Annotated in this window: 19 protein-coding genes and 1 pseudogene; 14 read left to right on the top strand and 6 right to left on the bottom strand. The window is 69.9% G+C overall.

The genetic code is table 11. The features are described 5' to 3' along the window. From KUTG_RS60850 to KUTG_RS06265, 9 genes and pseudogenes are all read left to right on the top strand, one after another. A pseudogene (locus KUTG_RS60850) lies at positions 1-199 on the top strand (carbohydrate kinase family protein); the annotation flags it as partial. A 242-nt stretch (positions 200-441) separates the two neighbouring features. Further along, positions 442-903: a hypothetical protein gene (locus tag KUTG_RS58055; protein WP_052394116.1), complete on the top strand. Its 462-nt coding sequence runs from the start codon at positions 442-444 to the stop codon at positions 901-903. Then, entirely contained in the window at positions 830-1,216 is a 387-nt protein-coding gene (locus KUTG_RS66005; protein WP_157494358.1) for a DddA-like double-stranded DNA deaminase toxin, read from the top strand. Before KUTG_RS58055 ends, KUTG_RS66005 begins: the two co-directional genes overlap by 74 nt. Next, positions 1,204-1,623: an Imm1 family immunity protein gene (locus KUTG_RS06290; RefSeq protein WP_043715598.1), complete on the top strand. Its 420-nt coding sequence runs from the start codon at positions 1,204-1,206 to the stop codon at positions 1,621-1,623. Before KUTG_RS66005 ends, KUTG_RS06290 begins: the two co-directional genes overlap by 13 nt. Positions 1,624-1,829: 206 nt before the next feature. Beyond that, a complete protein-coding gene (locus tag KUTG_RS06285; protein ID WP_043715597.1) occupies positions 1,830-2,792 on the top strand; it encodes a VWA domain-containing protein in 963 nt (320 codons plus the stop codon). 66 nt (positions 2,793-2,858) lie between these two features. Further along, a complete protein-coding gene (locus KUTG_RS06280) occupies positions 2,859-3,800 on the top strand; it encodes an LCP family protein (RefSeq protein WP_232240685.1) in 942 nt (313 codons plus the stop codon). A 10-nt stretch (positions 3,801-3,810) separates the two neighbouring features. Next, a complete protein-coding gene (locus KUTG_RS06275; RefSeq protein WP_052394110.1) occupies positions 3,811-5,865 on the top strand; it encodes a tetratricopeptide repeat protein in 2,055 nt (684 codons plus the stop codon). A gap of 89 nt (positions 5,866-5,954) precedes the next feature. After that, the gene (locus KUTG_RS06270; protein WP_063753689.1) at positions 5,955-7,613 is read left to right on the top strand and encodes a substrate-binding and VWA domain-containing protein; all 1,659 of its coding nucleotides are present in this window, start codon (positions 5,955-5,957) and stop codon (positions 7,611-7,613) included. Between the two features lie 118 nt (positions 7,614-7,731). Beyond that, positions 7,732-9,414, top strand: coding sequence for a sulfatase-like hydrolase/transferase (locus tag KUTG_RS06265; protein ID WP_052396532.1), 1,683 nt, complete (start codon positions 7,732-7,734; stop codon positions 9,412-9,414). Here KUTG_RS06265 and KUTG_RS06260 read toward each other — a convergent pair. After that, complete coding sequence (locus tag KUTG_RS06260) at positions 9,411-10,124, bottom strand: SDR family oxidoreductase (RefSeq protein ID WP_043728450.1); 714 nt, start codon at positions 10,122-10,124, stop codon at positions 9,411-9,413. The two genes, KUTG_RS06265 and KUTG_RS06260, sit on opposite strands and share 4 nt — an antisense overlap. Before the next feature lie 83 nt (positions 10,125-10,207). Between KUTG_RS06260 and KUTG_RS06255 the strand changes: the two genes are divergently transcribed. From KUTG_RS06255 to KUTG_RS06245, 3 genes are read left to right on the top strand one after another with little or no spacing between them, the layout of a single operon-like run. Beyond that, positions 10,208-11,074, top strand: coding sequence for a LysR family transcriptional regulator (locus KUTG_RS06255; protein ID WP_043715595.1), 867 nt, complete (start codon positions 10,208-10,210; stop codon positions 11,072-11,074). A 5-nt stretch (positions 11,075-11,079) separates the two neighbouring features. Then, on the top strand, positions 11,080-12,087 hold the full coding sequence (locus KUTG_RS06250; protein WP_043728449.1) for an alcohol dehydrogenase catalytic domain-containing protein: 1,008 nt from the start codon (positions 11,080-11,082) through the stop codon (positions 12,085-12,087). A 60-nt stretch (positions 12,088-12,147) separates the two neighbouring features. After that, positions 12,148-12,648 carry a GNAT family N-acetyltransferase gene (locus KUTG_RS06245; protein WP_052394107.1) on the top strand — a complete coding sequence of 167 codons (501 nt, stop codon included), beginning with the start codon at positions 12,148-12,150 and terminating at the stop codon, positions 12,646-12,648. Here the strand turns inward: KUTG_RS06245 and KUTG_RS06240 are convergent. Further along, positions 12,570-13,778 (bottom strand): glycosyltransferase family A protein, encoded by a 1,209-nt coding sequence (locus KUTG_RS06240; RefSeq protein WP_157494357.1) that lies wholly within the window; start codon positions 13,776-13,778, stop codon positions 12,570-12,572. The two genes, KUTG_RS06245 and KUTG_RS06240, sit on opposite strands and share 79 nt — an antisense overlap. Beyond that, positions 13,775-14,857: a hypothetical protein gene (locus KUTG_RS06235; RefSeq protein ID WP_043715564.1), complete on the bottom strand. Its 1,083-nt coding sequence runs from the start codon at positions 14,855-14,857 to the stop codon at positions 13,775-13,777. Before KUTG_RS06235 ends, KUTG_RS06240 begins: the two co-directional genes overlap by 4 nt. Positions 14,858-15,233: 376 nt before the next feature. On the opposite strand from KUTG_RS06235, the gene KUTG_RS06230 reads away from it, so the two are divergent. Then, positions 15,234-15,446 carry a hypothetical protein gene (locus KUTG_RS06230; protein WP_043715563.1) on the top strand — a complete coding sequence of 71 codons (213 nt, stop codon included), beginning with the start codon at positions 15,234-15,236 and terminating at the stop codon, positions 15,444-15,446. Positions 15,447-15,460: 14 nt separating this feature from the next. Here KUTG_RS06230 and KUTG_RS06225 read toward each other — a convergent pair whose 3' ends face one another. After that, the gene (locus tag KUTG_RS06225) at positions 15,461-16,726 is read right to left on the bottom strand and encodes a L,D-transpeptidase (protein ID WP_052394103.1); all 1,266 of its coding nucleotides are present in this window, start codon (positions 16,724-16,726) and stop codon (positions 15,461-15,463) included. A gap of 134 nt (positions 16,727-16,860) precedes the next feature. Continuing rightward, complete coding sequence (locus KUTG_RS06220) at positions 16,861-18,288, bottom strand: glycoside hydrolase family 30 protein (RefSeq protein WP_052394101.1); 1,428 nt, start codon at positions 18,286-18,288, stop codon at positions 16,861-16,863. A gap of 178 nt (positions 18,289-18,466) precedes the next feature. On the opposite strand from KUTG_RS06220, the gene KUTG_RS06215 reads away from it, so the two are divergent. Continuing rightward, positions 18,467-19,492, top strand: a complete 1,026-nt coding sequence (locus tag KUTG_RS06215; protein ID WP_043715562.1) for a LacI family DNA-binding transcriptional regulator — start codon at positions 18,467-18,469, stop codon at positions 19,490-19,492. Positions 19,493-19,549: 57 nt separating this feature from the next. Here KUTG_RS06215 and KUTG_RS06210 read toward each other — a convergent pair whose 3' ends face one another. Further along, positions 19,550-20,287: a ThuA domain-containing protein gene (locus KUTG_RS06210; protein WP_052394099.1), complete on the bottom strand. Its 738-nt coding sequence runs from the start codon at positions 20,285-20,287 to the stop codon at positions 19,550-19,552. Between the last annotated feature and the right edge of the window lie 70 nt (positions 20,288-20,357).

Genomic DNA, 20,357 nt, shown 5'->3' with positions numbered 1-20,357 from the left:
CGCCCTGTCCGTCCAGCACTTCGGCGGCTCCCTGTCGGCCCCCGGCTGGCACGACATCGCCAGCTGGTGGCGCCACCTCGGCCGCCGCGACGCCTCCGAGCTGCACGCCTACGAGTTCCTCAACAACGTCCTGCCCACCGACCCCGCCGCCATGGTCCGCCGCGCCAGCCCCACCATCGGCCTCCGTGGCCTCAGCTGACCCCCGCGAGCCTGCCCTCCGGCGTGTCCAACCCCCGCGAGTCCCGCTCTCCGGCACACCGAAACACGGTTTCGGTGCGCAACGCGCGTTGGCGGCGGACCTGGCAACGCACGTGACCAGCCTGTGCCAGTGTGGCTTCGGGTCCGAGCATGAGGACGTCGGCGGCGCCGGGCCGTATGGACGCGATCCAGCCCGCTGCTGGCACACTGCGTACGCGAGACCTTCACGGGAAGGGAGCGACGGTGGCCAGCATCGGCGAGGTCACCGACCGCTTACGTGAGGTCCTCACTTCGTGCGGCGCCGCCGCCGATCACCTTCGCGACGCCGACGAGCTCCTCCAGGCCGCATTGGAAGCGCTGGCGCTGGCCCTGACCGGTGCCAACGACGACGAGTCGATCAGGGCGTTGCGCCTTGGCCTGGCCACCGTAGGCGAGGCCCGTGACGCCGTCCACGCCGCCGCGGACGGTGTCCGGCGGGAGGTCGGTCGGTTCGACCACTCCGGCCCGGTCGGCAGCGGGGCCACGGGCGGCGCGACGGAGAAGCCGGCCAGCCCGAAGCAACCGCGTGCCGCGCCTGCTGGTCGTCCAGCGGCCGAGCAGATCCGGCGGCTTCGCGACGAGCTGCCGCCGGATGTGCTCCCCCCGGGAGCGACGCGAACGCGGGGCACCCCGCCCGAAGACACACGGACGGTGGATCGGCCCTGACGGCCAGGTCCACCAGATCGTCAGCGGTGAGGACCAGGACTACGCCGAGTCGGTGAAGGCCTTTCAGGATCTCGGCGCTCCCGGGTTGCCCACGCGTGCCTCTGACGTAGAGATGAAGCTGGCCGCCCACATGCGCAACAACGGGGTCACGTCAGCAGACGTGGTGATCAACAACGTCCCGTGTCCTGGTCAGTTCGGATGTGACGGCCTACTGCCGGTCCTGCTCCCGTCGGGGTCCACACTGACCGTGCATGGCTCGAACGACTTCACCAAGACCTACCAAGGAGGGGCGAAGCCACCGTGGCGACGCTGAACGCCTACTACACCGCCGAGCACGCCGACGATCCGGTGGTGGTCGCCAGCGCCGATGACGTGGCCGGGTTGTTGGACGCTGTGCGCGAGAAGTACCCCGACGGTGCTGCCGTGTTGATCACGGTTCTCGTCGCTGACGACCCGTGGGGCCAGGAGCTGTCCGTAGGCGTCGACGGCGACAAGGGCGTGCTTCGATACTCCGGGCACGGCGACTTCCGGGGGTCGTACAGCAAGAGCGTCGAGCCGAGCAACGCCGAGCCGGTCATCTACTACTACGTGACTGCCGACTCGGAGTTTCCGCCGAACTCCGAGGTGCCGATCTCCACCGTGCAGGCGGCGGTGGTTGAGTACCTCGCGACCGGTGGTCAGCGGCCGTCAGCCGCGGAGTGGCAGGCCACTGAAGGCTGAGCCCGTCTCAACGCGGCTTTGCAGCCATCGGTACGGCTACGCTCCGTAATGGCTCGTGGTGGCGAGCAGTGTGGACGCGGACGAGGGCCCGCTCTCAAGCACATTCGAATGTCACATGAGCGTCGTTGTTGCCTCCCAGAGGCACGTGCGGTCCGCATGTGCCTCGTGTACCGGGGTTTTACGTTGAGGGCGGTTCACTAGGGTCCGTGGGGATCGATTCGTTCGCGTCGCCGGTGTGGTTCGCGCTGCTGTTGGGCGTGGGGGCGGTGTTCGGCGCGTACTTCTGGGTGTCGAGGCGCCGCCGCCGGCACGTGGTGCGCTTCGCCAACATGGCCGTGCTGGACAAGGTGGCGCCGAAGCGGCCGAACCGGTGGCGGATGGTGCCGCCGGTGATGTTCCTGGTCGCCTTCCTCGCGCTGACCGCCGCGCTGGCCGGCCCGATGGCCGAAGCGAAGGTGCCGCGCAACCGGGCGACCGTGATGCTGGTGATCGACGTGTCGCCGTCGATGGACGCCACGGACATCCAGCCGTCCCGGATCAAGGCGGCGCAGGCGGCGGCCAAGTCGTTCGTGGAGGACATGACCGGCGGGGTCAACCTGGGCCTGGTCACCTATGGCGGCTCGGCGACCGTGGACGTCAGCCCGACCACGGCCCGCAAGCCGGTGGCCGACGCGATCGACGCCATCCAGCTCCAGCCGGCCACCGCGACCGGCGAGGCCATCGCCGCGGCCCTGCAGTCCATCCAGCAGTTCGAGCGCGGCCTCGGCGGCTCGGCCGGCGCGCCGCCGGCGCAGATCGTGCTCATGTCGGACGGCAAGCAGACCGCGGGCCGCGACGAGTTCGCGATGGCCAAGGAGTCCAAGGACGCCAAGATCCCGATCAACACCATCTCCTACGGCACCACCGACGGCGTGGTGGTGCTGCAGAACCAGGAGGTGCCGGTGCCGGTCGACGACGACTCGCTGCACCAGCTGGCCGACATCTCCGGCGGCCAGTTCTTCAAGGCCGACACCAGCGACAAGCTGAAGCAGATCTACGCCTCGCTCGGCCAGCAGATCGGCTACGAGACGCAGGAGGCCGACGTCAGCAAGCCGTTCGTGGCGCTGGGCGCGGTGCTCGCGGTCCTCGGTGCGGCCGGCGCGCTGGTTCTGTCCCAGCGCGTTCCCTAACGCAACCAGCGCGCCTCGCCACACGTCCCTATTGTTGACGTCTGTCCACAAAGCGGAGGTGGTCTGGTGCGCATCGGGCGTGTCATCGGGATCGTTGTCGTGGTCCTGATCCTGCTCGTGCTGGGTGTGTTCGTGTATGCCGACTTCTCGTTGAAGCGGACCGACGCGCTCCAGGACTACTCCGGCCGCCCGGCGGCGGGCGCGGGCACGAACTGGCTCATGGTCGGGTCGGACAGCCGTGAGGGGTTGACCGACGCGCAGAAGCAGCAGCTCGCCACCGGCGACGCCGCGGGCTCCCGCACCGACTCCATTCTGTTGCTGCACGTGCCGTCCAGCGGCAAGCCGACCCTGGTCAGCATGCTGCGTGACTCCTATGTGGACATTCCGGGGCACGGCAAGAACAAGCTCAACGCCGCATTCGCCTTCGGCGGACCGCAGCTGCTCCAGCAGACGGTGGAGGGCGCCACCGGGCTGCGCGTCGACCACTACATGGAGATCGGCTTCGGCGGTTTCTCCGACGTGGTCGACGACATCGGCGGCGTGAACATGTGCATCGACAAGCCCATGGTCGACCCGAAGGCCGGTCTGAACCTCCAGCCCGGCTGCCAGGACCTGGACGGCGCGCAGGCGCTCGGCTACGTGCGCACCCGGGCCACGCCGTCGGCCGACCTGGACCGCGTGGTGCACCAGCGGCAGTTCCTGTCGGCGGTGGTCACCAAGATCACCAGCCCCGGCGTGATGTTCAACCCGTTCAAGATCATCCCGTTGATGTCGAGCGTGCCCGGCGCGCTGACCGTCAACAACGGCGACCACGTCTGGAACCTGGCCAGCCTGGCGTTCTCCCTGGCCAGCAAGGACCTCGTCACCACGACGGTGCCGGTGGGCAGCACGCCGACCATCTCCGGCGCGGGCTCGGTCGTGCTCTGGAACAAGGACAAGGCCACCCGCCTGTTCGAGGCCCTGCGCACCGACGCCGAAGTGCCCGCGGACGTGCTCAGCGGCCACTAGGCTTCATCGGGTGTCGGAGCGCCCGTTGACGTTGCAGGAACTGATCCGCCGGCGGCAGGCCGGCGAGTTCGTCGGCCGCGAGCGGCAGTTGGCCCTGTTCGAGGAGAACCTGCGGCTGCCCGTGGACGACCCTCGCCGGCGCTTCCTGTTCAGCGTGCACGGCGCCGCCGGCATCGGAAAGTCGTTCCTGGTAAGGCAGTTCCGCCGCGTCGCCACCGATCATGGCTTCGCCACGGGACAGGTGGACGAGTCCGCCTACGACCTGCCGTCCGCGCTGGAGGCGCTGGCGGCGGGTTTGGGGCCGTGCAAGGAGTTCACCAAGCGGCTGACGGCGTATCGGCAGCACCGCCAGAACCTGGACGCCGATCCCACCGCCCCCGAGGGCCTGTCGTCGCTGCTCACCCGGGGCACCGTGAAGATCGGCCTCGGGGTCGCGGGCGAGGTGCCGGGGCTCGGGGCGATCACCAAGCCCATCGACGCCAAGGCCGCTGCCGAGGAGATCGACAAGCTGCGGGTCTTTTTGACCCGCAAGCTCCGCAACCACAACGACGTGCAACTGGTGATGTCGCCGGCCGAGGTGCTCACCCCGGCCCTGCTGCGTGATCTCACGTCGCTGCGCAAGCCGCTGGCCCTGTTCTTCGACACCTACGAGCGGACCTCGCCCTTCCTCGACCAGTGGCTTCGGGACCTGTTGGCCGGCGAGCACGGCACCCTGCCGCCCGAGGCCGTGCTGGTGGTGGCCGGCCAGCATCCCCTGGACCTGAACCGCTGGGGCGACTACCTCGGCATCCGGGCGGACCTGCCCCTGGACGTCTTCACCGACGCCGAGGCCCGCGGTTTTCTCACCTCCCGCGGCGTTTCCGATGAGCGGGTCGTCGAGGTCATCCTCAGCCTGTCCGGCAAGCTGCCGGTCCTGGTGGCCATGCTCGCCGAAGCGAGGCCCGCAGAGGTGAGCGAGGTCGGCGACCCCAGCGGCAGTGCCGTGGAACGGTTCCTGAAGTGGGAGCCCGATCCCGCTCGCCGAACTGCCGCTCTCCATGGCGCCCTGCCTCGCCGCTTCTCCTCCGAGGTCTTCGCGGTCGCCGCCGGCTCGACGGATCACCTGCCTTGGTTGCTGCAACAGCCTTTCGTCACGGAGCAGGCCGACGGTTACCGCTACCACGATGTCGTTCGGTCGCAAATGCTCCGCGTCCTGCGCCGCCGCGAGCCGGGGGAGTGGCGCAAGCGGCACTTGGCCCTGGCCGCCGACGCCCCGGATCTGGAGAAGGCCTACCACCGCCTGTGCGCCAACGGCGCCGCCGCGCTGCCCGAAGCCCTCGTGGGGCTGGTCGAGGCCTTCGCGGTGCGCCGATCCCTGTCGCGGCAATGGGTTCCGATGATCGTCCAGGCCGGCCGTGACGCCGACGCACCGGAGGTTCTCCGGCGTGGCACCGAACTCGCCGAGGCGGTGCCCTACCTCGACTTGATCGGCCTGCTCGTCGACGACCACTCCCTGCCGGCCGCGACTCGTGCGCTGGCCCATTCCGAGCGGGGCGTTCTGCGCCGCGCCGATCGCCACTTCGACATCGCCCTTGCCGACCTGGAGGCCGCTATCGACCTGGCCCCCGGCGTGGTCACCTACATCGGCGAACGCGGCGAGACCCTCCGCCGCATGGGCCGCCACGCCGAGGCCATGCCCGACCTGGACCGCTTGGTGGCGGCCAAGCCCGATGACGCCTGGGCCTGGGGCTGCCGCGGTGCCACGCTCCAGGCACTCGAGCGGTTCGAGGAGGCACTTGGCGACCTTGACCAGGCCATCGAGCTGCGGCCGACCTACATCTGGGCCCTGGGCACCCGCGCCGAGACCCTGCGCCGAATGGACCGCCTCCCCGAGGCGCTGGCTGATTTCGACCGGGCGATCGACCTGGACCCGCACTACCTGTACGGCCTCGTGAACCGGGCGGTCATCCTGTTCACAGTGGGGGAGCGGGACCGCGCGGCCGACGACCTCGCTCGTGTGATCGAGATCGACGGCGAGGACGGCGACTGGGCCCGGCAGTTGCTCGACGCCATCCGGGACCGCTGACCCGGTCGGCTGGATGCTGACCACGCCGTCCGGCGGTGTCGGATCGCACGTCCAGGGCCAACAATCCCCTCCGGAGGTGGTTCGAGGCCATGCGTCGGCATCGGCGGGGTTCACGGCGCGGGCGGTTTGTGCTGCCGGTGCTCGTCGCAGTGCTGGCAGTGGGCGCCGTGGTCACGGCCAATGCCACCAACGCGGCCCGCACCTGCGGCGGGGAGCTGCCGCTGAGGGTGACGGTCACGCCGGCGATGGAGCAGGTGACCCGGCAGGCGGCGGACGGCTTCGAGCGCGACCACGCGGCGGTGAACGGGACCTGCGTCAAGGTCGAGGTGGTGGCCGAGCAGTCGGCGGACGTGGTGGCGGAGCTGCCGACGAAGCCGATCGACCCGCCGGCGCTGTGGATACCGGACTCGCAGCTCTGGGCGTCGACGGCGGCGGAGAAGGACGCGGCGGTGCCGGGGGTGACGCCGAAGATCAGTGCGAGGGGCTCGCTGGCGACGTCCCCGCTGGTGGTGGTGAGCGGCCAGGACGAGGTGACGAAGCTGGGCTGGCCGCAGTCGTCGGTCAGCTGGAAGCGGCTGGTGGACCCGGACGTGCCGGTGGACATCGCGGACCCGCTGACCAACACCGAGGGCATCGCGACGCTGGGCCTGGCCGAGGGCATGGCCCCGGCGCAGAACGGGACGCCGCCGCCGGAGCTGATCGCCACCCTGCTGCGGCTGCGTGACTCGACGCAGGCGAACATCGACACCTGCTACCAGCTGATGGCGAAGAACCCGGCCACCGCACCGCTTTTCACGGCGACCGAGCAGTCGGTGATCGCGCACAACGCCGGCTCGAAGGTGCCGGCCGTCGCCCTGTACCCGACCGAGGGCTCGGTGCTGTTCGACTACCCGGTGGTGCGCGTGTCCACGGCCGCGGAGCCGGGCGGAACGAGCGCCGCCGCGGACGCGTTCGAGCGCCGGCTGAGATCCGACACGACGGCGAAGTCGTTGAGCGAAGCCGGATTCCGCGAACCGGGCGGTCGCGCGGCGTGGTCGATGCGGCAGGGCGTGCGGATGGACACGCCGAACCGGCTGCCGACACCGACCACCACCCAGGTGGCGACCGTGCTGCGGGCCTGGGACGTCATCCACCTCGACGGCCGCACCCTGGCGGTGATCGACACCTCCGGCTCGATGGCGGAACCCATGCCGGACGGGCAGTCCCGCATCGACGTCGCCCGTGACGGTGCTCTGGCCGGCATGTCGCTGATGCCCGACACCACATCCGTCGGCCTGTGGACGTTCGCCGAGCACGCGAACGAGCTCGTGCCGCTCGGCCCGCTCGGCGGCAGGACCACCGGGTCGCCGCAGCGGCAGGCGCTGCAACAGGCCGCCATGACGCTGCCCACCCTGGTCGGCGGCAACACCGCCCTGTACGACACTGCATTGCAGGCCTACCAGACGCTGCGCGACGGCTACGACGCCACCAAGGTCAACTCCGAGGTGCTGATCACCGACGGCAAGAACGAGACCACCGGCGGTCTGGACCTCGACGGCATGGTCGCCGCGCTGCGGACCCAGGTCGACCCGACCCGGCCGATCCAGATCATCGGCATCGGGCTCGGCCCCGACGCCGACATGAACGTGCTCCAACGGCTCGCCACGGCCACCGGCGGCAAGGCCTACCAGGCCCTGAGCGGCGCCGACTTCCGCAGCGTCCTGTTCGACGCGTTGAGCCGTCGACCCTGCGCCACGTCCAACTGTTGACGGATTTCGGGCATCCGGCACATACGGGTGGCGTACGAACGCGGGATTGAACCGAAGCCGAGCCGGGGCCGTGTGCTGGAGTGGCACCATCGCCACCACCGCAGGGAAGGACCTCGGCTTGTCGCTCCTCACGCGCCTTCGCCGGCAGCCCGACGAGGGCACCGACGACCGCACACCGCCGTCGACAGCGCGCCGCGTCCTGGCCGTCACGGCCACCGTGCTCGCATTCCTGCTGGTCCTGTTCGCGCTGGTGGCGCCGGACGACCTGAGCAAGCTGACCCCGCTGGCCTTCGTGCGCATCCCGGTCGAGGGACTGGTCGGCATCCTGGTGCTGTTGCTGCTGCCGGCGAAGTGGCGCAAGCCGGCCGGCATCGTGGCCGGCGGCCTGCTGGGCGTGCTGACCATCCTCAAGCTGACCAACATGGGCTTCTACGCCTCGCTCAACCGTCCCTTCGACCCGGTGTACGACTGGACGTTCCTCGGCCCGGGCCTGGAGTTCGTGCAGGGCCAGGTCGGCGACGCCCTCGGCTGGGTCGCCGCCGCGCTGGTGATCGTCGTCGCGATCGGACTGATCATCTTCACCGCGCTGTCGGTCGCGCGCCTCGGCGGTTACGTCGCCAAGCACCGCACCGGCGCCTTTCGCGGCGTCGCGCTGATGGCGGTGATCTGGCTCGTGCTGGCCCCGACCGGCGCGCAGCTCGCCGCCGGACAACCCCTGGCCGCCAGCAACACGGCCGCGCTGGCCGTCAACGACCTGCGGCAGGTCAGCGCGGACATCTCCGACCAGCGGGAGTTCGCCCGCGAGGTGGCGGCCGACCCGTACGTCGGCCAGCCCCACGACAAGCTGCTCAGCGGCCTGCGCGGCAAGAACGTGCTGCTGGTGTTCGTGGAGAGCTACGGCCGGTCCGCGGTGATGAACTCCAGCTTCGCGCCCGCCATCGACGCCGTGCTCGACGGCACGGAGAAGCTCGCCCAGGCCGGATTCGCGGCCAAGAGCGGCTTCCTGACCTCGCCGACGTTCGGCGGCGGCAGCTGGCTGGCCCACTCCACACTGGAGTCCGGTGTGGACGTCAACAGCCAGTACCGCTACACCAGCCTGATCAACGGCGACCGGTTCACGCTGGCCCGCGCGTTCAACGACGCCGGCTGGCGCACCTTCGCCGACGACCCGGCCAACACCCGCGACTGGGTGCCGGAGAGCCAGTTCTACGGCTACGACAGCGTCTACGACTCGCGCAACGTCGGCTACAAGGGCCCGGTGTTCTCCTACGCCACCATGCCCGACCAGTACTCGATGAACTTCATCCGCCAGCACGAGCTGACCAAGCCCGGCCCGGCGTTCGGCGAGATCGACCTGATCTCCAGCCACGTGCCGTGGACGCCGGCGCCGCAGATGGTGGACTGGAACTCGATGGGCGACGGCTCGATGTTCGGGCCGCAGGCGGCCAACGGCAAGCAGGTCAAGGACGTCTGGCCGGACCAGGCCAAGGTGCAGCAGGCCTACGGCGAGACCATCCAGTACTCGCTGAACACGCTCATCTCGTACCTGCAGAACTTCGGCGACGACAACACGGTGATGGTGTTCCTCGGCGACCACCAGCCGGGGACCCTGGTCAGCGGCACCGCGGCCGACCACGACGTGCCGATCAGCATCGTGGCCAAGGACCCCTCGGTGCTCAACCGGGTCGCCGGCTGGGGCTGGACCGACGGGCTCAAGCCGAGCCCGCACGCCCCGCTGTGGCCGATGAGCGCCTTCCGGGACAAGTTCCTGGCGGCCTTCGGCGACCAGCCCATCCGTTAACGGCCGCGGTGCGCGGCGGCGATGCTGCCGCCACCGTCGACGCGCAGGATCTGGCCGGTGGTGTAGCCGCCGTCCTCGGACAGCAGGAAGGAGATCGCCGCCGTGACCTCCTCGGGACGGCCGATGCGGCCGACCGGGAGGTTGGCCAGGGACCGCTGTTCCTGCGGCGAGCCGACGGGGGTGTTGCGGCGGAACATCTCCGTCTCGGTGGGGCCCGGCGCCACCGAGTTGACGGTGATGCCGCTGCCGGCCAGCTCGCCCGCCCACACCATGGTCAGGGCGTCCATCGCGCCCTTGGCGGCCGCGTAGGCGCTGCGGTGGGGCGTGCCGAGCGTGACGATGCTGGTGATGTTCACGATGCGCCCCCAGCCGGCGGCCTTCATGGCCGGCAGCGCGGCCTGTGTCGCCTGGACCGCCACGCGGACGTTGCCGTCCAGGGCCCAGGCCAGGTCGTCCAGGTCGATCTCGCCGACCGTGTCGGGCTTGGCGAAGCCGACGTTGTTGACCACGGCGTCGACGTCGCCGATCTTGCCCAGAGCGTCGGCGGTCGCGCCCCGGTCGAGCAGGTCGACCTCGTGGAACTCGCCGGGGAAGTCGGCCGGCGCGGTCCGGGCCAGGCCGATCGGCACGCCGCCGCCGGCCGCGACGCGGTCGGCCAGCACGCGGCCGATGCCCTTGCTGGCCCCGGTGATGAGAATTCGCCTCGTCATGTTCATAACGCTACGGTTGTGGTGACCGACCGTGAAATGGCTTGTCTGGTATGCGGGCATAACCGTCCGGGTATGGGGGCACGATGACCTTGTCGCAGCTCAGGGCCCTGCTCGCGGTCGTGGAGCACGGCGGATTCACCGCCGCGGCCGACCGCGTCGGCATGTCGCAGCCGGCGGTCAGCCGCTCGGTCGCCACGCTGGAGGCGGAGCTCGGCGTGCCGCTGCTGACCCGCTGCCGTGACGGCGTGAAGCTGACCGACGTCGGCGAGATCGTCACCCGGCACGCGCGGGAAGCGTTGCGGCACTTCGACCTCATCCACACGGAGGTCGCCGCGCTGGCCGGCGAGGTCACCGGCACGCTGCGGCTGGCCAGCCTGCCGAGCGCCACCGGCACGCTCATCGCCTCGCAGCTGCGGACCTACCGCCAGCGCCATCCCCGGGTCGCGGTGCGGCTGCTGGAAGGTAGCGACAGCGAGGTGCGGGACTGGCTGGACCAGGGCGTGGTCGACGCCGGGGTGGTCACGCTGCCGGCGCCAGGCCTGCTCACCGCCGAGCTGGACAGCCACGAGATGGTCGCCCTCGTGCCGTCTGATCACCGCCTGGCCGCGCAAGACGTTGTCACGTATGAGGAATTGGCCGCCGAGCCCTTCATCCGGTCCTCCGGCGGCTGCGCACGGGTGTTCAACGAGGTGGCCCACGAGGTCGGCGTGCGGCTGGACGTGGCGTTCGAGGCACGGGAGCCCAGCGCCGTGGTGGAGATGGTCGGCGCTGGCCTCGGCGTCAGCATCCTGCCCACGGTCGGCCTGCCCGAGCAGCCCTCCGACGTGGCGATCCGGACCCTGCGTCCGCGCACCGTGCGGCGGCTGGCCGTGGCGGTCAGCGCCAGCGCCGCGCCGGCCGCGAAGGCCCTGTTGGAGCAGATCGCCGGGAGCCGAATCCCGGTACGGTGATCGACATGCGCGCATTTCGGATCACCGAGTGGGGCACGCCGCCGCAGGTCGTGGATGTGCCGGTGCCGCAACCAGGTCCGGGGCAGGTGCTGGTCAAGGTGGCCGGCTGCGGGCTCTGCCACACGGACATCTCCCTGCCGCACATGCCGGCCGCGCTGGGCAAGCGCCTCGGTTGGCGCGCGCCGTTCACGCTCGGGCACGAGGCCGCCGGCTGGGTCGCCGGCCTCGGCGACGGCGTCACCGGCTTCGCCGAGGGCGATGCCGTCGCCCTGGTGTCGCCGAACTCGTGCGGGCAGTGCTGGCATTGCCAGCGGGGCCTGGATTCCGCCTGCCCCAACGGTCTTGCCGGCCGCGGCTACGGCCGTGACGGCGGGCTGGCCGAGTACGTGCTCGTCGACGGGAAGCGCTTCCTCATCCCGCTGGAGTCCCTCGACCCCGTAACGGCTGGACCGTTAACCGACGCCGGCGCCACCTCGTACCACGCCGTTCGCCGGGCCCTGCCGCGGATCTATCCCGGTGGCACCGTGGCCGTGACAGGCGTCGGCGGTCTCGGGTCCTTCGCCGTGCAGTTCCTGCGGCTGCTCACCGCTGCCCGCATCCTCGCCGTCGACACCAACCCCGCGCGCCTGGCCGCCGCCACCTCTCTCGGCGCGGACGCCACGGCGTCCTCCCTCGACGGTATCCGTGGCGCCGACGCCGTCCTCGACTTCGTCGGCACCGACGACACCATCGCCGCCGGCCTGGCCGCCGTGCGCCCTGGCGGCGCCTTCGGCCTCGTCGGCGCGGCCGGCGGCCGCATGGAGGCCCCGCTGCTCCGTGCCCTGCCCAAGGACGGCGAGGTCTTCTCCTTCCAGGGCTCCTCGATCACCGACCTGCACGACGTCATCGCCCTGGCCGCCGCCGGCGCTCTCCGTAACGACGTGCAGCGCTTCGCCTTCGACGACGTCGAGGACGCCTACTCCCGCCTGTCCGCCGGCACCCTGGACAGCCCCCGCGCCCTGATCGTCTTCTGACGGGGCCCCACCCTGTCGGACCAGTGACGCGCGCCCCGGCCTCGCCTACCGTCGGACGTGATGGTCGACCTGGAGATACACCCCGTGCGCCTCGGCGAAGCGCCGGCTCTCGGCGCGGCGGGCAACCAGGACGGCTACGTCCGTGACCGGCTGGCCCGGCAGTCCGGCGGCCGTGGCCTGCTGCTCGCCGCCTGGCTCGGGCCCGTGGCCGTCGGCAGCGTCTACCTGTGGCTGGAGCCGGCCGAGGAGCCCGAGATCCGCCTGCACCTGCCCGGCACGCCCCTGATCACCCACCTTGAGGTGTTCGAGGGCCACCGCAACCAGCGCATCGGCACCCGCCTGGTCGAGACCGCCGAGCAGCTCCTGCGGGACCGTGGGCACAAGTCGGCCGCCCTGGCCGTGGAACTGTCGAACGAGGGCGCGAAACGGCTCTACAAGCGACTCGGCTATCAGGACTGGGACTTCGGCCGGGTGGACTGCGTTCAGCGCGATTGGCTGGCGGACGGTACCCTGGTCGAGAACCTGGAGGAATGCACCGTGTTGGTGAAGCTGCTCGGCTGAGAAATGCCGAGCATCAGAAGCACCTCATCCATGTCCTGATTCTTGGCGGTGAAGGTCCGTTCCTGCTTCTCCAGGTGGCGACGCCATTTTCCGCGATCCGTGCGCCACGCCTTCAAATACTGCACGCACAGGTCCGGCGTGATGAGCGTGCATCGGCCGCGAGCGGCCCGCAGCGCCGATTTCATGCGTTCACATTCGGCCAGGCTCACGTCGGCCTCGTCGACCCGGCGCAACACGCCGTTGATGAAGTCGAGCCGCTTGGCCAGGAACTTCCGCCAGTAGTCCTCGTCCGCGTCCTGCACCCGTTTACCCTGGTCGAGTAGCCAGAAAACGCCCTCGGCGAGCACATCCCCGAACTCCTCGGTGCGGGCCCGCTGCTCGCTGGCGAACGGGTCGTAGGGCTTCTGCACGGCCAGCCCGGTGGTTTTGGCGATCGGGCGCAGCCGGGTGTCGTTGAGCAGGAAGAACCAGTCCTCGTTGTAGACGTCCGGAAAGAACGACTCACAGGAGGCCGCGTTCACGGCCAGCGCCCCGCCGCCGACAAAGGTGTCCTGAACGCCGCCGGTCTCGCGGTGGGCATGGCACACCACGGAATTGTCGGGAAATCCGCCGACGGTGAGACCCACCCCGTCGAACTGGTGCAGCAGCCGCACGGCGTCGGTGAGGTGCTGGGGATCCGGAATGGTGATGTCGTCGTCCAGGAAAACGACGTGCTTCCACCCGGCCAATCGCGCGACCAGCAGCCCCATGTTGCGTTTGCGGCTGGTGTCCGTGCCACGGGCGAAGGGCGTGCCGGCCAACAACGAGGTCGTGCCGAAGGCCGGCAACAAGGCGGGGGAGACGTCCCGCATGTCCACCGCCGCGATGTCGACCCCGCTGGACCAGGCCAGACTGCGCGCCTGGCTGGCCCGCGAGTGCTGGCTGTTCAGCGTGACCAGTGTGCAGCGCAGCTTGGCAGCCAGTTCCACGGCCCGGCGGAGGTAGCCGGCCGGGCGCGAGGTGGGCACGATGATCGCGTCGACCTCGCAGGTCCCGAGCCGGGGCTCGGCGACCAGAGTCAGCAGGTTGCGGTGCGAGCCATGGTGCAGCACGGGATGGTCGAGGCTCGCCGCGGTGATGGCGTGGGTCAAGTGGTGGCCTCCGGCCATTCATGGAGGCGAGTCTCGGCGACGGTCCAGTCGGGGGTCAGAACTTCTCCGTCCACCACCTGCACACGCATCAGCAGGCTGTAAGCACCGTGCCGTTCCAGCTGGTCACGGGCGTAGTCGTCGTTTCGCTCGCGGAATTTGACGTCGGTGAGGGCGCGCACGGCGCCGTAGGTGCCACGGCCGAACATGCCGTTGCAGATGGTGACGGTTCGCGCCACGTTGAACGGGTTTTGGCCGCGGTAGAAGTGCGCCACGTCCTCCAGCAGTTGGCCGCCACGCACGACCGGCGAGTACATGCGCTTGCCGTTCTCGGTCACCTCGAAGCCGCTGGGCTCGCCCGTGTTGGGCCGGGTTGTCTGCTCCACAGGGACATCTACGCGCCGGAGCAGCTCTCTGGTCAGTCGATTCCAGTCGACGCCGCCGAGTAGCACCAGGTGCTTGGTGTAGTCGTCCCGGTCGAGCTGGTCGGCCCGTTTGAAGTCGACCTGGCTGACTGAGTTGACCGCGCGGATGTGGCCGAACAGCTCGATCAGGGCGTCGGGATCCGCGTACGTGTACAGGTCGACGTAGTCGGGGTCGTTCGGGTCCGTGTAGGAACCCATGGAGTGCACCAGGTCCCGGGGTAGCCGGGCACAGACGATGACGATGTCGTAAGTGTCGGGGAAGTACCACAGACCGTTCTGCAGCTGCGATGACATAACCGCGTTGACTGCGCGTATGACGTGCTGTTTCGGCCGCAGTGCGGTCAATGCGTCGAGCAGTTGGTCGTAGCCAGCGCGCTCCACCGCGGTGAGCTCCGCCAAGGGGAGCAGCCGCTGCCCGCTGCCTTCGACCGACCTCGCGGTGGCGAAGAACCGGGCGTACTGCTCCAGCCGGTTGACCGGTGGGGTGCGGGGCGAGGTGGTGCTCTCCCACGAGGAGATCAGGGGCACGCTGGTCGACCGCTCCCCGCTGAACGCCTCGGCCAGTTGGGCCTGCGTGACGATCTGCCCGGGCCACGTTTCTTCCCGCAACGCCCGTAGGCGGTTGGGGAGATCAGGTGCGGGAGAGGTCAGGTGCACGGCGGTAAACCCCTTCAGGTTAAGTTCACCATACCTCGCTGAAGCTGGCACGGTACACCATCCGCCAGGTGTACCGATGTAGGGCATCCACTAGCGTGTCGAAACCCTCTTGTCCACCTGCGGGTCGCGCCCTACTCTAGTACTTCACTAAGTTCAGACTGAAGTTGACTGAGCTTGGTGAAGTTCAGGAGGTGGATGATGAACCACTCGGTGAACTACTGCGCACGGCAGCCTCCCGACGAGCCCCGCCACGGAAGCCGGCGACCCGCTCCGGTCGGGATCCGTCTCGCCTCACCCGGTTCGCGGCCGGCCTCGCCGGCCGGGGCGTCCCCACACCGTCCCTGACCCGCATCACCCGCAGTCGCCGGGAGTTGCCATGAACAGCTCGGATCTGTCCTCCATGTTCGCGATCGCCCTCGGGCTCGGCGTCGTGCTGCTCATCGTCGTGGTCCGCGTGCTGGGCCGCATCCTGTCCTCGGTGCAGAACCTGCTCGGCACGGCCGGCAAGGTCTTCGCCGGCATGCTGTTCGCCTCCACGGTGTGCGGCATCCTGCTCACCACCATCGTGCTGGCGATGGCGAGCGCCTGAACCGCGCCCTCGCCCTACGAGGCGAGGGCGTTGTTCTCGGCGGAGATGCCGGCGGGCGTGACGGCGGTGGACGCGGCGACCGAGGTGGGCGCGACCAGGGAGCTGCCCGAGGGGCCGGCCTGCACGGCCTGGTGGGTGGCGCTCTTGCCGAGCAGGGTGGCCCAGTTGTCGAACCAGTCGGTCCAGCCGTCGCCGGGCTGCCCGGCCAGCGGGCTGCCGGTGATGGTCACGGGGTCGCCCGGCAGCTCTTCCTCGTAGTAGGCCTGAGCGGCGTCGGGCGCCATGTTCACGCAGCCGTGGCTGACGTCCTCGGTGCCCTGCTGCCCGACCGACCAGTAGGCGTCGTGCAGGTAGTCGCCGCTCCAGGTGAAGCGCACCGACCACGGCACCTTGAGGTCGTAGTAGCCGGGCCCGCCGGGCGCGATGTCGGACGGCTTCATCTCGACCGGGTTGCCCTTGTCGATGGTCAGGTAGGTGCCGTTGGGGGTGTCGTGGCCGGGCTTGCCGGTGCTGATCGCCCAGTCGTACTGGAGCTGCCCGTTCTTGTACACCTGCATGTGGTGCGTGGCGGTGCCGGCGACGACCACGATGGAGTCGCCGATGCTGAACGTCTGGGTGAGCTCGGCGGCCCCGTAGACGCCGGGGGAGATCTGCACGCCGTTGAGATGCCCGTCGAAGGTGACCTTGGTGTTGGCCGGCCAGTACTCGCGCGGCCGGAAGTTGACGTGCGTGTCGTCGGTCCACGCCCACGCCCCGACCACCGGCTGCGAGGTGGTCAGCTGCAGGGCCTGCTCGACGGCGGCCTTGTTCTGCACGGGCTTGTCGAAGGTGAGCATGATCGGCATGCCGACGCCGTAGGTGGAGTTCTCCCCCTCGAAGATGTGCGTGTGCACGACGGCGTTGGGCGTGACGGTGGTGAACTTGCTGGTGCTGGTGGTGGCCTTGCCGGCGGCGTTGGTCGCGGTGGCCGCGACCGTGTAGGTCTGCGACACGTTGAGCACGCCGGTGCTGGTCCACGTCTTGTCGCCGTCGCTGAGCTTGCCGGTGACGTGCTCGCCGCCGCTGATCTCGACGTCGGTGATCTTGCCGCCGTCAGCGGTGATCTTGATCGGCGTCTCGGTGGCCACGGCCTGCCCGTCGGCGGCCGGGCTGATCGCCACCTTGGCCGGCGGGGGCGGGGGTGTGGTGCTGGTGGGCGCCGATCCGCCGGTCGCCCCGCCGGAACACCCGGCCACCAGCAGTCCGGTCACGGCCACAACGGCCGCCGGCCACCTCTTCATCACGCCACGCCCTTCCGATAACACAGCCACTGTTCGATCATCCCGCGCGAGGCGCGGATCGCACAGTTCTTTCTGTGTACTCGGACGCTGTCGGGGCCGGGCGGGTTGCTTCGCCCGCCCGGCCCGGAGCGAATTCAGCGCCAGGTGAAGGTGGCGACCGCCTTCGCGGGCAGGGTGTAGCTGAACGAACGGCCGTGCTCGGACACGGTGAACGTGTGCGCGGCGGCCCCGTCGGAGTTCAGCACGAGCAGCGCGGTCGAGCCGTCCGGGTTGCGGAAGGCGACATCCTCGACATTGTTCGCGCCGAACGTGTTCGAGTCGATCCGCACGGCCCCGGGCTTGACGAACTTGCTGGCCTGGCCGAGCACGTAGTACTCCGCGTTGTAGGACACCGAATCGGCGGCGTTGTCCACAGTGACCGCACCCGTGCACGTGGTGCAGTGCATGGTCGGGCCGCCGCTCGGGTCGAGCGCCACGTTCCACGTCACCACGGACTTGGCCCAGTTCCGGGTGCCGCCGATGATCAGGTGCTGGGTCTGCCAGACCAGCGAGTCGGAGAACGTGTTGGCGTGGTCGGACGACTGCGAGCCGGAGCACTCGGTGAAGTACGCGTCCTTGGCCGGGTAGGCGTCGTGCACGACCGACTGCGCGTCGGGATTGCCGCCGTAGCAGTGCCACGCCACGCCGCTGGTGTACTTCGAGGCCTGGGGGTCGCCGAGCACCGCGGACGGGTATTGGGTGTCGTCCCAATTGTGGTCGTAGGCCAGGATTCCGGTGCGCAGCCCGGCGTCACGCAGGGCCGGCCCGAGGTAGTCGCCGATGAACTTCGCCTGGTCGGCGGCGGTCATCGTGGCGCCGGGATAGTCGGCGGGGGAGTACTCGGGCTCGTTCTGCGCCGACAGCAGCGACACCGGCACGCCGGCTTTTCGGTACGACTGCACGAACTTCACCAGATAGTTCGCGTATGCCCGAAGTGTCTGGTCGTCGGTCCTGACCGAGCCGCCGATCATCGAGCCGCTGGTCTTCATCCAGCCCGGCATGCTCCACGGCGTGGCCATCACCGTGGTCTGCGGGTTGAGCCGCAGCGCCTGCCGCAGGATCGGCAGGATGTAGTCCTGGTCGTGCTGCACGGAGAAGTGCGCCAGCTTCGGGTCGGCCGGCCCGTCGTCGTAGCTGAACAGCGAGCGCGAGAAGTCCGAGGCACCGATGGGCTGGCGCAGGAAGTCCAGGCCGATGCCGCGGCGCGGGTCGAACAGCTTGGTCATGATCGCGTCCCGCTGCGGCGAGTTGGCGATCAGCCAGGCCGACGAGTCGGTGAACGACGCGCCGAACCCGGAGATGGACTGGTATCTCCTGGTCTGGTCAATGCTGATGGTCTGGCTGCCGGCCGCGCCGCGGCCGAAGGCAGTGCCCGGCATCGGCGTCAGCAACCGGCTCTGGTCCGCGGTGGTCTCCCACACCGACACCGCCGTCCAGGGCGAAGCGTCGGCGGTGACCGCCAAGGGTGCGGTGAGCGCGAGTGTCGCGGCGACGGCCGCCACGACGGTGGCACGGGACGTCATCGGCCCCTCCCGAGGTCCTGAAACAAAATGGAACAGAACTGGAACAATTGCCGGCGCGGACAGCAAAGCAGTCGCTCCTCGGCACTGTCAACGCCGTGTGAACCGGGTGTTCACAAATGTGTGCCCTGAATCGGAGCGCGGAGTTAGACTGCCGAAATGAAACACGGGGCTGAAACAAATGGCTAGGCGCGGCGGGGGGCGGGCCACCGTGCGGGACATCGCGGCCGACGCCGGGGTGTCCATCGCGACCGTCTCACGCGTGCTCAACGACAGCGAGGACGTCGCGCCGCCCACCCGCGACCTGGTGCTGGCGGCCATCGAGCGCCTCGGCGGGCTCGCCCCCGTGCCGCGCGCCCGCCGCAACCGGATCGCCGAGGGCGCGGTGTACGTGCACTGCCCGTACGTGCTCAGCGACTACTTCGGACTGATCGTGTCCTCGGTGGCCGAGACCCTCGACCTGCACGGCCGACGCCTGCTGCTCAACGCCGGTGAAGCCGCCCAGCGCAAGGCCGTGCTGCCCGGACTGTCGCTGATGAGCGGCGTCGCCGGCGCCATCATGCTGCTGCCGCCCGAGCCCAGTGAGCAGCTGCTGGCCCTGCGCGGCTCCGGTTTTCCCTTTGTCGTCATCGATCCCCGCACCAACCTGCCCCGGGACATCGCCGCCGTCTCCGCCGCCCATTTCACCGGCGCCCGGCGGCTCACCCAGCACCTGCTGGAGCTCGGGCACCGCCGCATCGGCATCATCGCCGGCCCCGGCAACTGGCTGGCCGCCGACGCCCGCCGCGCCGGCCACGCCGCCGCGCTGGCCGAGGTCGGCGTGCTCACCCCGCCCGCGTTGATCCGCAGCGGCGAACCCACCACCGAGGAGGGTTTCCGGCTGGCCACCGAGCTTCTCGGCCTGCCCGACCGGCCGACCGCGCTGATCGGCTTCAACGACAAGATGGCCGTCGGCGCCATGTCCGCCGCCGCCCGCCTGGGACTGCGCGTGCCACAGGACCTGTCGGTCGCCGGCTTCGACGACATCGACCTCGCCCGTGCCACGCGGCCTCTGCTCACCACCGTGCGGCAGCCGTTGGAGGAGATGGGGCGGATGGCCGTCACCCTGCTCATGCGGCTGCTGGAACGGCATCAGCTGGAGGCGCTGCACGTGGAGCTGGCCACGGAGTTGATAGTGCGCGACTCGACGGCGCCGCCGGCGGCCTGACGGGCGGTGGAGTCCCGACCGCCCCTCGCGGGTCGGGACCCCGCCCTCAACCGTGTCCTAAGTGGACGGCCGGTCGACGAAGCGGCCGTTGCCCAGCGGCCAGCGGGTGGACCAGGTCTCGATGTCCTGCTCGGGCACGCCGGCCGTCCACAGCACGGCCTGCCGGACCAGCTGTCGGAACCAGGGATTGCCCCAGGCGCGGGGATCGTGGCCCAGCGCCGTGTAGCAGACCCGGCCTTGCCCGTGCTCCCGCACGTACGCGATGGGCTGCGGCCCGGCCGGGGTGTCCCGCTCGGCCAACACCTCGATGTCGGGCCGGCAGTCGATCAGGTAGTACTCGTCGTCGATGGCGAAGTCGCCGAGGTGGCGGGTGACCGGGTGTCCGGCCTTGACCCGCACCTCGAACCGGCCCTCGGAGCCGGCGTCGCCGTGCGAGAGGTAGCGAGAGCCGACCAGGTCGACACCGGCGCGGTCCGCCTCGATGCCGCCGGGGCCGAAGCCGAACAGGTTGCTGGCGTGGATGGCGACCAGGCCCTTGCCGGCGGCCACCAGGTCGGAGAGCGCCTGCTGCTCGGCCGGGTCGAACCGCGGCCCGGACAGGTACAACACATAGACGTCGGCCTCGGCGGTGGCGGGCATGGGATCGGCGAAGCGGTGCACGCCGACGCCCCGCGCCGCCGGCAGCCCGGCCTCGGTGACGATCTCCTGCAGCGCCAGTGCGGCGCCGATCAGGTCGTGGTGCAGATCGGTCCCGTCGACGAGCACCAGCGTGGACGGGATGGCGCGCAGCTTCACAGCCACCGACGCTACCGAGAATGGGCGGCGTCGACAATACAAAGGTAAGTCCAGAGCCATACCAGTTGAA

Origin of the sequence: Kutzneria sp. 744, assembly GCF_000568255.1 — a bacterium.
Classification (GTDB): Bacteria; Actinomycetota; Actinomycetes; order Mycobacteriales; family Pseudonocardiaceae; genus Kutzneria.
The sequence above is the reverse complement of the archived record's forward strand: the minus strand, read 5'-3'. Positions and strand labels throughout refer to the sequence as shown.